Origin of the sequence: Lewinella sp. IMCC34191, assembly GCF_003390935.1 — a bacterium.
Taxonomy (GTDB): Bacteria; Bacteroidota; Bacteroidia; order Chitinophagales; family Saprospiraceae; genus Neolewinella.
The window spans coordinates 1-15,219 of record NZ_QNQZ01000001.1 but is presented as its reverse complement, the minus strand read 5'-3'; the positions used below and the strand labels follow the sequence as shown (position 1 = coordinate 15,219).

The 15,219-nt window shown below is 56.1% G+C and carries 10 protein-coding genes and 2 tRNA genes; all 12 read right to left on the bottom strand.

From position 1 onward, the window contains the following. Positions 1–110 precede the first annotated feature (110 nt). Positions 111–1,046, bottom strand: a complete 936-nt coding sequence (locus DRW39_RS00060) for a D-2-hydroxyacid dehydrogenase (RefSeq protein WP_116104959.1) — start codon at positions 1,044–1,046, stop codon at positions 111–113. Between the two features lie 65 nt (positions 1,047–1,111). Continuing rightward, positions 1,112–5,467, bottom strand: coding sequence for a DNA-directed RNA polymerase subunit beta' (rpoC, locus tag DRW39_RS00055; protein ID WP_116104958.1), 4,356 nt, complete (start codon positions 5,465–5,467; stop codon positions 1,112–1,114). 163 nt (positions 5,468–5,630) lie between these two features. Then, positions 5,631–9,455, bottom strand: a complete 3,825-nt coding sequence (gene rpoB / locus DRW39_RS00050; protein ID WP_116104957.1) for a DNA-directed RNA polymerase subunit beta — start codon at positions 9,453–9,455, stop codon at positions 5,631–5,633. A 278-nt stretch (positions 9,456–9,733) separates the two neighbouring features. Beyond that, positions 9,734–10,114 carry a 50S ribosomal protein L7/L12 gene (gene rplL / locus DRW39_RS00045; RefSeq protein WP_116104956.1) on the bottom strand — a complete coding sequence of 127 codons (381 nt, stop codon included), beginning with the start codon at positions 10,112–10,114 and terminating at the stop codon, positions 9,734–9,736. Positions 10,115–10,240: 126 nt separating this feature from the next. After that, a complete protein-coding gene (gene rplJ, locus DRW39_RS00040) occupies positions 10,241–10,774 on the bottom strand; it encodes a 50S ribosomal protein L10 (protein WP_116104955.1) in 534 nt (177 codons plus the stop codon). A gap of 18 nt (positions 10,775–10,792) precedes the next feature. Beyond that, complete coding sequence (gene rplA, locus DRW39_RS00035) at positions 10,793–11,485, bottom strand: 50S ribosomal protein L1 (protein ID WP_116104954.1); 693 nt, start codon at positions 11,483–11,485, stop codon at positions 10,793–10,795. An 83-nt stretch (positions 11,486–11,568) separates the two neighbouring features. Continuing rightward, complete coding sequence (gene rplK, locus DRW39_RS00030; protein WP_116104953.1) at positions 11,569–12,012, bottom strand: 50S ribosomal protein L11; 444 nt, start codon at positions 12,010–12,012, stop codon at positions 11,569–11,571. A 78-nt stretch (positions 12,013–12,090) separates the two neighbouring features. After that, positions 12,091–12,636: a transcription termination/antitermination protein NusG gene (nusG, locus tag DRW39_RS00025; RefSeq protein ID WP_104420361.1), complete on the bottom strand. Its 546-nt coding sequence runs from the start codon at positions 12,634–12,636 to the stop codon at positions 12,091–12,093. An 18-nt stretch (positions 12,637–12,654) separates the two neighbouring features. Continuing rightward, positions 12,655–12,846 (bottom strand): preprotein translocase subunit SecE, encoded by a 192-nt coding sequence (gene secE / locus DRW39_RS00020; protein WP_116104952.1) that lies wholly within the window; start codon positions 12,844–12,846, stop codon positions 12,655–12,657. A gap of 53 nt (positions 12,847–12,899) precedes the next feature. Next, positions 12,900–12,972, bottom strand: a tRNA-Trp gene (locus tag DRW39_RS00015). A gap of 318 nt (positions 12,973–13,290) precedes the next feature. After that, positions 13,291–14,487 carry an elongation factor Tu gene (gene tuf, locus DRW39_RS00010; protein ID WP_116104951.1) on the bottom strand — a complete coding sequence of 399 codons (1,197 nt, stop codon included), beginning with the start codon at positions 14,485–14,487 and terminating at the stop codon, positions 13,291–13,293. Between the two features lie 110 nt (positions 14,488–14,597). Continuing rightward, positions 14,598–14,669 (bottom strand) — tRNA-Thr (locus DRW39_RS00005). Between the last annotated feature and the right edge of the window lie 550 nt (positions 14,670–15,219).

Below are 15,219 nucleotides of genomic sequence, written 5' to 3'. Positions count from 1 at the left end.
AGGTATGCTGTCCGATTTTCGCTCGGCTTGCGCTTATTCACATGCTTTATCCAGGTTTTCACAATTCCGGCTAGGAACAACTGGGATCGGCAAATTGGCTGGCCTTTCGCCTAGTAGCCGCGCGCTAAGTCGACCTGGTAATCGAGTTCCCGTCCGGCCTTAAAATGTTCCAGGTTGTCGAGAAAGCGATCGACGATTCGGCGGTGTTCATCCTGCGCTCCGCCGCCGCTATGCTGTGTCAAAATGGTCCGCGGGGCCTGCCAAAGCGGGTCACCCGGGGGCAGCGGTTCATGGCGAGTGACATCCAGTACGGCGCCTCCGAGTTCATCCGCACGCAGGCGCTCGATCAGCGCGGCCTCATCGACCAGGCTGCCGCGCCCGACGTTGACAAATATGCACGTCGACGACATGCGCTGAATCCTGGCGGCGTCAAACATACCCTTTGTAACCTCCGTATCCGGCAGCGCGGCCATCACAACGTCGGCTTCGGGCAACCGGTCGTCCAATTCGCCGAGGGTATAGAAGTCGGCCCTGGATCGATTGCCCATGGTCTCTACCCGGCAGTTGAAGCCGGCCAGCAGCTTTCGGAAGCTTCCCCCGATGGATCCGGGGCCCAGGATCAGTACCCGCTTTCCGGTCAGCGTTCCGAGCTGCGAACGGACGGCCGCTCCCCGCCACTTGGCCTCCTGCCGGTCGGTTACAAAAGTGGGGATGAAGCGGAGGAGTGAAAGGACCCCGGCCAGCGCCGTCTCCGCTACCGGGATCCCAAATATCTCCGCGCAGTTCGTGATGGTGAAGGGCAGCTCCTGCCCGGCCCAGCCGGTGTACTGCCCGAACCCGGCGGAAGATAGTTGCAACCACCGCAGCGAGGAACTGTCGCGGATCCACGCGGGGGGTGGGTTACCGAGGATGATTTCCGCTTGTCTACATTGGCTTTCCCGCTCGTCTTCTGCTAGTTCGTCCCCAAACCGGAGCTGGTCGTCGTTGACTTGGTTGCGCAGGTAAGTCGCTTCTTCCTCCGGAAGCCCGAGATGTACGTAGATCATGCCGTAATAATAAAACGCCCCGCCGGAATGTCCGGCGGGGCGTTACTAATCTGATTGTGAATCGGTTATTCCGCGGGTTCTTCGGAAGCCAGTTCGGCTTCTTCGGCGGCGCGGGCGGCGGCTTCTTCCTCGGCGAAGGCGGCCTGACGGGCCTCCCAGGCTTCCTGCTGTTCCTTGGTGGTAACGAACAGGCGATCGTAGCGACGCATACCGGTACCGGCGGGGATCCGCTTACCGACAATAACGTTCTCCTTAAGTCCTTCGAGGTAGTCACGCTTGGCGGCGATGGCAGCGGTGGAGAGGACCTTGGTCGTCTCCTGGAAGGAGGCGGCACTGATCCAGCTCGGCGTACCGAGGCTCGACTTGGTGATACCCTGCAGCAGCGGGAAGCTGGTAGCAGCCTGCGCGTCGCGGAAGGCTACGCTCTTGAGATCGTTCCGCTTCAGGTAGCTGTTCTCCTCACGTACCTGACGCATGGTGACGATCTGTCCTTCCTTGAGCTTCTCGCTTTCTCCGGCGTCGGTGATGACCTTCTTATCGAAGATCCAGTCGTTCTGCTCGAAGAATTCGTAGCGCTCGACGGCTTCTCCTTCGAGGAAGCTGGTATCGCCGCTGTCCACGATCTGCACGCGACGCATCATCTGACGGACGATGGCTTCGATGTGCTTGTTGTTGATCGTGATACCCTGCGAACGGTAGACTTCCTGTACGCCGTTGACCAGGTGGGTCTGTACGGCGAAGGGGCCTTTGATGTCGAGAATATCGCGGGGAGCGATGGCACCGTCGGAGAGCGGCATACCGGCCCGAACGAAATCCTGGTCCTGGACCAGAATGTGCTTGCTCAGGTTGATCAGGTACTTGCGCTTTTGTCCGTCCTTCGCCTCGACGATCAACTCACGGTTACCGCGCTTGATCTTCTTGCTGAAGGTGACTACGCCGTCGATCTCGGATACTACAGCCGGGTTGCTGGGGTTACGCGCTTCGAAAAGCTCCGTTACCCGTGGCAGACCACCGGTGATATCCGCGATCTTACCCAGCTTCCGGGGGATCTTGACAATTTTCTCACCAACGACTACGTCGGCACCGTCTTCGATGCTGATGTAGGCACCTACCGGCAGGTTGTAGCTCCGCAGTTCCTCACCGTCCTTGCTCAGGATGGCGATGGTCGGGATCTTCTTCCGGTCACGGGTTTCGATGACCACCTTCTCTTCGAAGCCGGTCTGGTCGTCCCGCTCGGTGCGGAAGGTAACGCCCTCCTCGATGTCCGAGAAGCGGGCCGTACCCTTGAATTCAGAGATGATCACCGCGTTGTAGGGGTCCCATTCAACGATGACGTGGCCTTTTTTGATGGTGTCGCCATCCTTCACGTGGATCGTACCACCGTAGGGGAGGTGGTGCGTAGCGTAAACCTTGCTGGTCTCCGGATCGACGATCTTGATCTCACCGGAACGGGACAGCACAACGTCTTGCTTGTCGCCCATATCGTTCTCGGCGGTCACGATGCGGACGCCGTCAAAGACAACCTTACCGTTGAACTTAGAGGTCAGCTCGCTTTCCTGCCGGGTAACGGAAGCAATACCACCGACGTGAAACGTCCGGAGGGTAAGCTGCGTACCTGGCTCACCGATCGACTGAGCGGCGATGATACCGACGGCATCACCGATCTCCGCCTGACGGCCCGTGGCGAGGTTCTTACCGTAGCACTTGGCACAGACACCCCGCTTGACCTCACAGGTCAGGACGGAACGAATGGTCACCTCTTCGATGCCTTCGTCGTCGATGTATTTGGCGGCGCGGTCACTGATATATTCGTCGGCCTTCACGATCACCTCGTCCGTTACCGGGTGGGTGATTTCATGCAGGGCGAAGCGACCGGCGATCCGGCTGCTCAGACTTTCGACTACTTTATCATTCTCCTTCAGCGCCGAGGTGTCGATACCGCGGAGGGTTTCACAGTCATTTTCCATGACCACTACATCCTGGGCGACGTCTACCAGACGGCGGGTCAGGTAACCGGCGTCAGCCGTTTTCAGCGCCGTATCGGCTAGACCCTTACGGGCACCGTGCGTAGAGATGAAGTACTCGAGTACCGACAGTCCGTCTACGAAGTTGGACAGGATCGGGTTCTCGATAACGGCCGGGCCGCTATCGTTCGATTTCTTCGGCTTGGCCATCAATCCACGCAGACCACACAACTGCTTGATCTGCTGGGTCGAACCACGAGCACCGCTATCCAACATCATATAGACCGAGTTAAAGCCCTGCTTGTGCGTGGCCAACTCCTGCATGAGGGTGTTGGTGATCTGGTTGTCAGCGTATGTCCACTTGTCGATGATCTGGTTGTACCGCTCGTTATTGGTAATCAGACCCATGTTAAAGTTGTCCATCACGTCGTCCACTTCGGAACGCGCCTGGTCGAGGACATCCTGCTTGACCGAGGGAGAGATGAGGTCACCGAGGTTGAAGGACAGTCCGCCCTTGAACGCCCAGGTGAAGCCCATATCCTTGATCTTGTCGAGGAAGGTGGCCGTGACGGCGAAGTTGGAACGCTCCAGGATATCGGCGATAACCAGTTTGAGGTTCTTCTTCGTCAGCAGTACGTTCTGGAAAGGCATGCCTTCCGGTACGGCGGAGTTGAACATCACGCGACCGGTGGTGGTCTCGATGAGCTGCTGCTTCAGGCTGCCATCCTCCTGTTCCATCGGAACGCGGCAGTGGATGACGGCGTGCAGGTCCACTTTGCCTTCGTTGTAGCCGATCATCACCTCCTCGGCGCTGTAGAACTTGCGGCCTTCACCCTTCACCTTGATGTCGCCTTCACTGCGACGCTGCTTGGTGATGTAGTACAGACCGAGTACCATATCCTGGCTGGGCAGGGTTACGGGGGTACCGTTCTGGGGGTTGAGCATGTTGTGGGCCGACAGCATCAGCACCTGAGCTTCCAGGATAGCGGCCTGGCTGAGGGGCACGTGAACGGCCATCTGGTCACCGTCGAAGTCGGCGTTGAAGGCCGAACAGACGAGCGGGTGCAGCTGGATCGCCTTACCCTCGATCAGTTTAGGCTGGAAGGCCTGGATCGACAAACGGTGAAGCGTCGGAGCCCGGTTGAGCAGGACGGGGTGACCGCGGAGGATGTTCTCCAGGATTTCCCAGATTACGGGTTCTTTGCGGTCGACAAGCTTCTTGGCCGACTTTACCGTCTTCACGATGCCGCGCTCGATGAGCTTACGGATGATGAACGGCTTGAAGAGCTCGGCGGCCATACCCTTCGGCAGACCACACTCGTGCAATTTCAGCGTAGGTCCTACGACGATAACCGAACGACCGGAGTAGTCGACACGCTTACCGAGCAGGTTCTGACGGAAACGACCCTGCTTACCTTTCAGGATGTCGGAAAGTGACTTCAGTGCACGTCCACCCTCGGCCTTTACGGCGTTGGACTTTCGGCTGTTGTCAAAGAGACTGTCGACGGCCTCCTGCAGCATCCGCTTCTCGTTCCGCAGGATAACTTCGGGAGCCTTGATCTCGAGCAGGCGCTTCAGACGGTTGTTCCGGATGATAACGCGACGGTAGAGGTCGTTGAGGTCGGAAGACGCGAATCGGCCGCCGTCCAGGGGTACCAGCGGACGCAGTTCCGGGGGAACGACGGGCAGGTACTGGATGATGGTCCATTCCGGCTTGTTGGTTACGTTTTCCTGGGCGTCGCGGAAAGCTTCCACTACGCGAAGACGCTTAAGGGCCTCGCTCTTCCGCTGCTGGCTCGTTTCAGTGTTGGCCTGGTGACGCAGCTGGAAGCTTAGCTCGTCCAGTTTGAGTCCTTCGAGCAGATCACGGATAGCATCGGCACCCATTTTGGCGACGAACTTATCGGGGTGACCATCTTCGAGCTGCTGGTTTTCGGCGGGCAGGGTCTCGAGGATATCGAGGTACTGCTCTTCCGTCAGCAGGGTCTTGTGCATGATCTCCTCACTCTCCCGGATACCGGGGTTGATGACCACGTAGCGCTCGTAATAAATAATGCTTTCCAGGTGCTTCGAGCTGAAGCCCAGGAGGTAAGCGATCTTGTTAGGCAGCGACTTAAAGAACCAGATGTGTACGACCGGAACGACGAGCCGGATATGGCCCATACGCTCGCGACGTACCTTCTTTTCCGTTACTTCGACCCCACAGCGATCACAGACAATGCCCTTGTAGCGGATACGCTTGTACTTACCACAGTAGCACTCGTAATCCTTTACCGGGCCGAAGATCCGCTCACAGAAAAGACCGTCACGCTCCGGCTTATAGCTCCGGTAGTTGATGGTCTCGGGCTTCAGCACCTCACCGTAGCTGCGCTCCAGAATATCATCCGGGCTAGACAGGCTAATGGTGATCGCGTCGAAGTCCTGCTTCTGGAGGTTATTAGTCTTCTTAAAAGCCATAGTTTATTTTATAGGGTAGTTTGGGCGGCGGAGCGCAGGTAGAAACCTCATTCCGTCGGCAAACTTGATTTTATAGATGTCCCTATCCCGCTTTCGGAACAGGGGGAAGCTTGTCCGCCGGCGGAACGCTGTTGCGATCTCGCCGGCGGACAAGCGTCCTGACCTAGTCGAACTTGACGTCCAGGGCCAGACCACGGAGCTCGTGGACCAGTACATTGAACGACTCGGGGATATTCGGCTCGGGCAGGTTGTCGCCCTTGACGATGGCCTCGTAAGCCTTGGCACGTCCCTGAATATCGTCCGACTTGATCGTAAGCAGCTCCTGCAGGATGTTGGAGGCACCGAAGGCTTCGAGCGCCCACACCTCCATCTCGCCGAAGCGCTGACCACCGAACTGCGCTTTACCACCCAGCGGCTGCTGCGTAATGAGCGAGTAAGGTCCGATCGAACGAGCGTGCATCTTATCGTCCACCATGTGGCTCAGCTTCAGCATGTAGATCACACCGACCGTAGCCTGCTGGTGGAAGCGGTCACCCGTTTCACCGTCGTAGAGGTAGGCCTGGCCCAGGCTGGGCAGGCTGGCCTTCTGGATGTACTCCTCGATTTCGTCCTGGCTGGCACCATCGAAGATGGGCGTAGCGAACTTCATGCCGAGTTTTTCTCCGGCCCATCCGAGAACGGTCTCGAAGATCTGCCCCAGGTTCATCCGGGACGGTACACCGAGCGGGTTCAGGATGATGTCAACCGGCGTTCCGTCTTCGAGGAACGGCATGTCCTCATCGCGAACGATGCGGCTAACGATACCCTTGTTACCGTGGCGACCGGCAAGCTTGTCACCCACTTTCAGCTTCCGCTTCTTGGCGAGGTAGACCTTGGCGAGCTTCAGTACACCGGCGGGCAGTTCGTCTCCTACACTGATGTTGAAGGTTTCGCGCTTGTAGCGACCGACTTCCTCGTTCACCTTGATGCTGAAGTTGTGCAGCAGGCGGGCAATGAGGAGGTTCAGATCGTCGCTGGTCGTCCAACCGCTGTAGTCGATCGTGGTATAATCGACCTCGCGCAGCAGGCTCTGAGTGAATTTCTCGCCCTTCGGCACGACGCTTTCACCGTAGATGGTATTAACGCCCTGGCTGGCGCGACCGCGAACGAGTTTGTCCAGCTTGTCGACCAGGATGGTCTTCAGGTTATTGAGATTCACCTTGTGCTCGTCCTCCAGATTCTGGAGTTCGATCTTTTCAGCGTCCTTCTGCGACTGCTCCTTCTTGGTGCGGCTGAAGAGGTCCTTGCCGATAACCACACCCTTCAGGGAGGGGCTGGCCTTCAGCGAGGCATCCTTCACGTCACCGGCTTTATCACCGAAGATGGCGCGGAGTAGTTTCTCTTCCGGAGTCGGATCGCTCTCGCCCTTAGGCGTGATCTTACCGATGAGGATGTCACCCTCCTTGACCCAGGCCCCGACGCGGATGATACCGTTCTCGTCGAGGTCCTTCGTAGCTTCTTCGCTCACGTTAGGGATATCGTTGGTCAGTTCCTCCTCGCCCAGCTTGGTATCGCGAACGTCCAGCTCGAAGTGCTCGATGTGGAGGCTGGTGAAGATATCTTCCCGGACAACGCGCTGGCTCAGCACGATAGCATCCTCGAAGTTGTAACCTTTCCAGGGCATGAAAGCCACCTTCAGGTTCTGTCCGAGGGCCAGTTCGCCCTTCTCGGTCGCGTAACCGTCACAGAGGATATCGCCTTTACGCACCTTCTGTCCACGACGGACGATCGGCTTCAGGTTGATACAGGTACCCTGGTTGGTCCGCAGGAACTTGGTCAGGCGGTAGGTTTTCGTGTCGTCATCGAAGGAAACCTGACGGTCTTCGTCGGTACGCTCGTAGCGAACGATGATCTCGTTGGCGTCTACGTACTCTACGGTACCGGCTCCTTCGGCGTTGATGAGCATGCGGCTGTCCCGGGCAACTTTCCCTTCCAGGCCGGTACCCACGATGGGGCTGGTCGGCTTGAGCAGGGGTACAGCCTGGCGCTGCATGTTCGAGCCCATCAGGGCGCGGTTGGCGTCATCGTTCTCCAGGAAGGGGATCATGGAGGCCGATACACCAACAATTTGGTTAGGAGCTACGTCCATGAATTCGATCTCGGACGGTTCCAGTACCGGGAAGTCTCCGTGGTCACGGGCTTTCACGCGGTCACCGGTAAAGGCACCCTTCTCGTCGATGGTGGCATTGGCCTGGGCGATCTTCTTAAAGTCTTCGCCCTCGGCGCTCAGGTAAATCGGATCACCGTCCATCACTACCTGGCTGTCCGCTACCGCCCGGTAAGGCGTTTCGAGGAAGCCCATCTTGTTCACCTTGGCGTGTACGCAGAGGGTAGAGATCAGACCGATATTCGGTCCCTCCGGCGTCTCAATCGTACAAAGGCGACCGTAGTGGCTGTAGTGGACGTCCCGTACCTCGAAGCCGGCACGCTCCCGACTCAGACCTCCAGGTCCGAGAGCGGAGATCCGCCGCTTGTGGGTAATTTCCGAAAGCGGGTTCGTCTGGTCGAGGAACTGGCTCAATTGGCTCGTACCGAAGAAGGAGTTGATCACGCTGGACAGGGTCCGGGCATTGATCAGGTCGATCGGCGTGAAGACCTCGTTGTCACGTACGTTCATCCGCTCACGGATCGTACGGGCCATACGGGCCAGACCTACACCGAATTGAGCGTAGAGTTGCTCCCCTACCGTCCGTACACGGCGGTTGCTGAGGTGATCGATATCGTCGATCTCCGCACGCTGGTTCATCAAACCGACCAGGTACTTGACGATCGCGATGATGTCCTCTTTGGTGAGAACGAGCGTCTCGTCATCCGTACCGGCGTTGAGCTTGCGGTTGATCTTGTACCGTCCTACTTCACCGAGGTTGTACCGCTTGTCGCTGAAGAACAGCTTGTCGATAATACCGCGGGCGGTTTCTTCGTCGGGTGGATCGCTACCACGTAGTTGGCGGTAGATATACTGTACCGCTTCGATCTCACTGCTGGAAGGATCCTTCTGCAGGGTGTTGTAGATGATGCTGTAGTCCATCGAAACATCCTCCTTCTGCAGGATGATGTTCTCAATGCCGTCGGCGGCCAGAATGTCTTCGATATTATCCTCGGTCAACACGGTGTCGCGCTCCAGGATGATCTCATTCCGCTCCAGGATCACCAGCTCGCCGGTGTCCTCGTCGACGAAGTCTTCCGTCCAGGCACGCAGTACACGGGCGGCGAGCTTGCGACCGATGGCGGCGGTAAGCGCCTCACGGGTGTTAGCAACCTCGTCGGCCAGGTCGAACAGGTCGAGAATCGACTTATCCGAGTCATAACCAATCGCACGCAGCAGCGTGGTAACGGGGAATTTCTTTTTACGGTCGATGTACGTGTACATCACTGTGTTGATATCGGTAGCGAATTCCATCCACGCCCCTTTGAAGGGAATGACGCGGGCCGAGTAGATGGCCGTGCCATTGGGGTGGAAATTCTGACCGAAGAACACACCGGGGCTCCGGTGAAGCTGGGAAACAATAACACGCTCGGCACCATTGATGACGAACGTACCCTTACCGGTCATGTAGGGGATATTACCCAGAAAGACGTCCTGCACGATGGTTTTGAAGTCCACGTGCTCCTCGTCGTTACAGGATAGCCGAAGCTTGGCCTTCAACGGGACGCTGTAGGTCAACCCACGCTGCATACACTCTTCAATTGTGTACCGGGGGGGGTCAACGAAATAATCCAGGAACTCCAGATTGAAGATGTTCCTGGTATCAGAAATAGGGAAATTCTCCTGGAAAACCCGGTACAGACCTTCGTGGGCCCGGTTCTCGGGGGTCGTTTCGAGCTGGAAGAACTCCTGAAAAGATTTTAGTTGTATTTCTAAGAGATCGGGAGAATGATCGGTTAGCTTAATCTTGCCGAAGCTCACCCGTTGCTCCTCGGCATTAAGAATTTGGCCGTTTGACGTCATTAGCATTCCTTGGTTTAACCGGTCGCTGGCCTTCCGCGGTGGCAGTGGGACCGGATGATATATTATATAAGCCGGACGAAAGTACCGGCAGTATGGGGCATCGCGAAGTATGTCAACACAACTACCCCTGCTTAAGTTTCACCCGCAGGTGATTTCTTATATGCGAATGGCCCAGCTGGACCGTTGTCCGCTAAGGCTAATAAAATAAGGAAGAAGCGCGGGACGGTAACACAGCGTCACCGCCCCACACTCATATCCTCTGATGGAGGGAGACTGAATTACTTCAGTGCAACCGTAGCACCAGCCTCCTCGAGGGCGGCCTTGATGCTCTCGGCTTCGGCCTTCTCAACACCGGACTTGATCGTGGCTGGAGCACCGTCGACCATTTCCTTTGCGTCTTTCAGACCAAGACCCAGCAGGGTCTTAACCTCCTTCACGACTTTCAGCTTGCTGCCACCGGCAGATTCCAGAACGACGTCAAACTCGGTTTGCTCGGCTGCGGCACCGCCGGCAGCTTCGCCACCTCCACCACCAGCTACCGCTACTGCGGCGGCTGCGGGCTCGATGCCATGTTCGTCTTTCAAAATCTGCAGGAGCTCGGTAACGTCCTTGATAGTCAGTTCTACGAGCGAGTCGGCAATTGCTTTTACGTCTGCCATAATAAAAAAGTATTTAAAAGTGATTACGATAAGAGTATCGCGTATCAGCTTGGAAGCCAGTTAGTTAGTAATAGAGCGCGGTATTGGTACAGTACGGTGTTACCGTACTTCCAACTACCGTGCTTTTTAAGCCTGTTCGCGTTCCTCGAGCGTTTTGAGGGCGCCGGCAAGCTTGGATCCCTGTCCTTTCAGGCCGCTGAGCAGATTCTGCATCGGGCTCTGGAGAAGGGTGAGGATGTCGGCCAGCACCTCATCGCGAGACTTGAGTTTCGCAAGGGCGTCGAGCTGGTCGTCGCCGCTGTAGATGGAGGTAGCAATGTAAGCCGCCTTCAGGATGGGGCGTTCGCCCTTTTCCTCGCGGAATTCCTTGATGGCCTTGGCCGGAGCATTTCCTACTTCGCTGAACATGATGGCCGTGGGGCCTTTCAGTGCGTCGAAGAGGGGTGCGTAATTATTTTCCTCGGGAAGTTGCTCGAGGGCCTTACGGGCAAGGGTATTCTTTACCACCTGCATGCTTACGCCTTTGCTGAAGCAAATTCCGCGGAGCTTGTTGACCTGCTCTACGGAAAGCGTAGAGGCATCGGCGATATAGAAGTACTCGTTGTTAGCGAACCGTTCCTTTAGGGATTCAATGGCCGCCGCTTTATCTGTCTTATTCATGATTATTCGTTTGGACGGTTAGGCGATGGTCTTCGGATCGACCTTGATGCCGGGGCTCATCGTGGACGCTACGGTGACGGATTTCATATAGTTACCCTTGGCGCTGCTCGGCTTCATCCGAACGAGGGTACCCAGCAATTCATCGGCGTTGGCCTTCAGTTGCTCAGGAGAGAACTCTACCCGGCCAATGCTACTGTGAATGATACCGAATTTGTCTACCCGGAAGGCGATCTTACCGCCCTTCACGTCGGAAACCGCTTTGCCTACTTCCATGGTGACCGTACCGGTCTTCGGGTTGGGCATGAGACCGCGTGGACCGAGAACCCGGCCCAGACGACCAACTTTGGCCATGGTCTGCGGCATAGCCACAACTACGTCGAAGTCAGTCCAGCCATCATTTACCCGGGCTACCAGGTCGTCAAGACCGGCGTAATCAGCGCCCGCGTCGAGTGCTTCCTTTTCCTTATCGGGAGTTACGAATGCCAGTACCCGCTTGGTCTTACCGGTACCATGGGGCAGCGTGACGGTGCCGCGGAGGGCCTGGTCAGCTTTACGGGGATCGATCCCCAGACGTACGTGGACGTCAACCGATGCATTGAACTTCGCGGTATTGACCTCTTTGACGAGCGTCATCGCCTCCTCGAGGCTGTACTGCTTGGTTGCATCGACTTTCTCAGTGGCGGCTTTGCGCGCCTTACTAAGTTTAGCCATTATGAAAAAATTTTGAGGTTTATAGCGCATGCCGGTCGGCATGCTCCCTACTTGATTAAATGAGTTTTGAACGGGAGCCTGTTTTAGGCTTCCCAGGGCGGGGTTCCTTCTACGGTGATTCCCATGGAACGAGCCGTACCCGCTACCATCTTCATACCGCTTTCGACGGTGAAGGCGTTGAGGTCGGGCATCTTGTTCTCGGCAATCGCGCGTACCTGGTCCCAGCTCACTTTGCCTACTTTGATCCGGTTGGATTCCTTAGAACCGCCCTTTAGCTTGGCAGCTTCCATGAGCTGAACCGCCGCGGGGGGCGTCTTGATGACGAAGTCGAACGACTTGTCCTTGTAGACGGTGATTACTACCGGGAGGATCTTACCCTGGTTATCCTGCGTAGCGGCGTTGAAGCGCTTACAGAACTCCATGATGTTGACACCCTTGGCACCAAGTGCCGGACCGACTGGAGGAGCCGGGTTGGCCGCGCCACCGCGGACCTGTAGTTTGATAAAGGTTTCTACTTCCTTAGCCATGCTGACTTATTTGTGTCGTACTAGCGGAACCCCTGATTCAGTTAAGGATCCCTCCGACGATTGGAATGATGTTATTCGTTAGGATTGCTTTTCGACCTGCATGAAGTTCAATTCCACTTCTGTGCCCCGGCCAAAGATTTTGACAATCACCTTTAGTTTTTTCTTCTCTTCGTTCACCTCCTGAATATCACCTACGAATTCGTTGAACGGCCCGTCAATGATCTTTACGGTTTCTCCTTCGATGAATGGTTCGATCATCGTATCACCGGCTTCCAGGCTTTCGTCGACCTTACCCAAGAGGCGGTTAGCCTCCGATTCCCGCATCGGAACGGGTTCACTCTTTCCGAGGAAGTGGATCACGTTAGGCAGACTGGTGATGGCATCGACCACCTCGGCGTTCAACGCGTAAGGATCGGCCTCGACCAGAATGTAACCCGGCAGGATATTACGGTCGGAGATGACCTTCTTCCCGCTGCGGATCTTGTATACTTTCTCGGTTGGCACGACGATCTTGGTGACGTGGCTACCCCAGTCATTGCGCTCGATCTCTTTTTCGATGCGCTCCTTGATCTTTTTTTCCTTGCCGCTGATTACTCGCAGCGAGTACCATTTGTTGTCTGCCATGTTGTATACGAAGTATGCTTAGCCCGCGCTGTAGATGAAGTCTACGACGTTCTTCCACACGAAGTCCATCATCAGGATCAGCAGTGCGAAGACCGCAGAGCCGATCAGTACCAGGACGGTATTGGTCTGGAGCGTGGAGTACGGTGGCCAGGTCACGTTGTGCACCAGCTCATTGTAGCTTTCCCGTAAGTATAGTCCTAGCTTATCCATGAGAAAGGAGAGGGTTATAATGTGAAGGGAAAACGTACCCTCCGATAAAATTGCACGGGTGGAGAGACTCGAACTCCCAGCCCCTGGTTTTGGAGACCAGTGCTCTGCCAATTGAGCTACACCCGTGTGTAACATTCAGTGGGTTTTGTAGCCCCTGGTTTCGCTGCGCGGCTTCCTTCGGAGGTTGGAGACCAGTGCTCTGTCACCTCGAAGAAGCTGCGTAGCAAATTGAGCTACACCCGTTTGGGAAGTCTAAAGTTTAAAGGAAGAAGGACAAAATAAAAAGGTGCTGCAGAGCAGATTCAGACCCTTGTACGCTGTACTCCATCATTCAGACTTCGCACTTAAAATTCATCGTTTCTAAATGAGAAAGTTAAGCACCCTCATTCGGGCGCTTAACTTCCACATTGACGAGTAAATCCGTGGGCCGAAGCCCGTAGGATACTACTCGAGGATTTCAGTTACCTGACCGGCGCCTACGGTACGTCCACCTTCGCGGATAGCGAAGCGGAGGCCTTTCTCCATGGCGATGGTGTTCAGGAGCTTTACTTCCAGGGTGACGTTGTCACCGGGCATTACCATCTCTACGTTCTCGGGCAGGCTGATGTCGCCGGTTACGTCGGTGGTACGGAAGTAGAACTGCGGACGGTAGCCGTTGAAGAAGGGCTTGTGACGGCCACCTTCTTCTTTCGACAGTACGTAAACCTCACACTTGAAGTGGCTGTGGGGCTTAACGCTACCGGGCTTACAAATGACCATACCGCGCTTGATGGCTTCCTTGTCGATACCGCGAAGCAGCAGACCGGCGTTGTCACCAGCTTCACCGCGATCGAGCAGTTTGCGGAACATCTCTACACCAGTGATGGTGGAGGTCAGTGGCTTGGCTTCGGAGGCTTGCATACCCAGGATCTCTACGCTGTCACCTACGTTGATGACACCCCGCTCGATACGACCGGTAGCAACAGTACCGCGACCGGTGATGGAGAAGACGTCCTCAACGGGCATCAGGAAGGGCTGGTCGACCAGACGCTCGGGCTCGGGGATATCGCTATCCACCGCGGCCATAAGGTCGATGATCTGCTGCTTACCTTCGGCGTCTCCTTCGAGCGCCTTCAGGGCAGAACCGATGATGATGCTGGCGTTGTCGCCGTCGTACTCGTACTGGCTCAGCAGTTCGCGTACTTCCATCTCAACGAGCTCAAGCATTTCTTCGTCGTCGACGAGGTCAGCTTTGTTCATGAAGACCACGATATTAGGTACACCTACCTGGCGGGCCAGCAGGATGTGCTCACGGGTCTGAGGCATGGGGCCGTCAGTAGCGGCTACTACGAGGATAGCACCGTCCATCTGGGCAGCACCCGTTACCATGTTCTTTACATAGTCGGCGTGACCTGGGCAGTCAACGTGAGCGTAGTGGCGGTTAGCCGTTTCGTACTCAACGTGGGCGGTGTTAATGGTAATACCACGCTCTCTCTCTTCGGGAGCGGAGTCGATGGTATCGTAGTCCATCTTCTTCGAGCCGCCACTCTCCGAAAGAACGGTAGTGATAGCTGCGGTAAGAGTGGTCTTGCCGTGGTCTACGTGACCAATGGTACCCACGTTGACGTGGGGTTTGTTTCTTTCAAATTTTTCCTTAGCCATCTTAGGATAACCTATTTAAAAATTAAAAAATGGTGCTTATTCAGGGTGCCGGCCGCAACCCCGGCCGCCCCTATCTCCATACCCGAGGGAACGAAGAAGTATTACCCTTGAGCCAACGGTGAGATTTGAACTCACGACCCCTTCCTTACCATGGAAGTGCTCTACCCCTGAGCTACGTCGGCAACACGGTTGTTGTTAAATAAAGTTGCAGAACACTGCCGTTGCAGTGCTCCGTTTGGAGCGGAAGACGAGATGAGCTTCGCTGCTCTCCCTTCGGTCGGGTCAAACCCGCGACCCTCAGCTTGGTGCGTTTTGTGGGGTTGGGGCCCCACAAATAAGCCGCTCTACCAACTGAGCTACTCAAATTAATCTCCGGACCCACCATCGTGGACCCTTTGGAGCGGAAGACGAGATGAGCTACGCTGCTCTCCCTTCGGTCGGGTCAAACCCGCGACCCTCAGCTTGGTGCGTTTTGTGAGGTCGGGGCCCCACAAATAAGCCGCTCTACCAACTGAGCTACTCAAATTAATCTCCGGACCCACCATCGTGGACCCTTTGGAGCGGAAGACGAGATGAGCTACGCTGCTCTCCCTTCGGTCGGGTCGAACCCGCGACCCTCAGCTTGGTGCGTTTTGTGGGGTTGGGGCCCCACAAATAAGCCGCTCTACCAACTGAGCTACTCAAATTAATCTCCGGACCCACCATCGTGGACCCTTTGGAGCGGAAGACGAG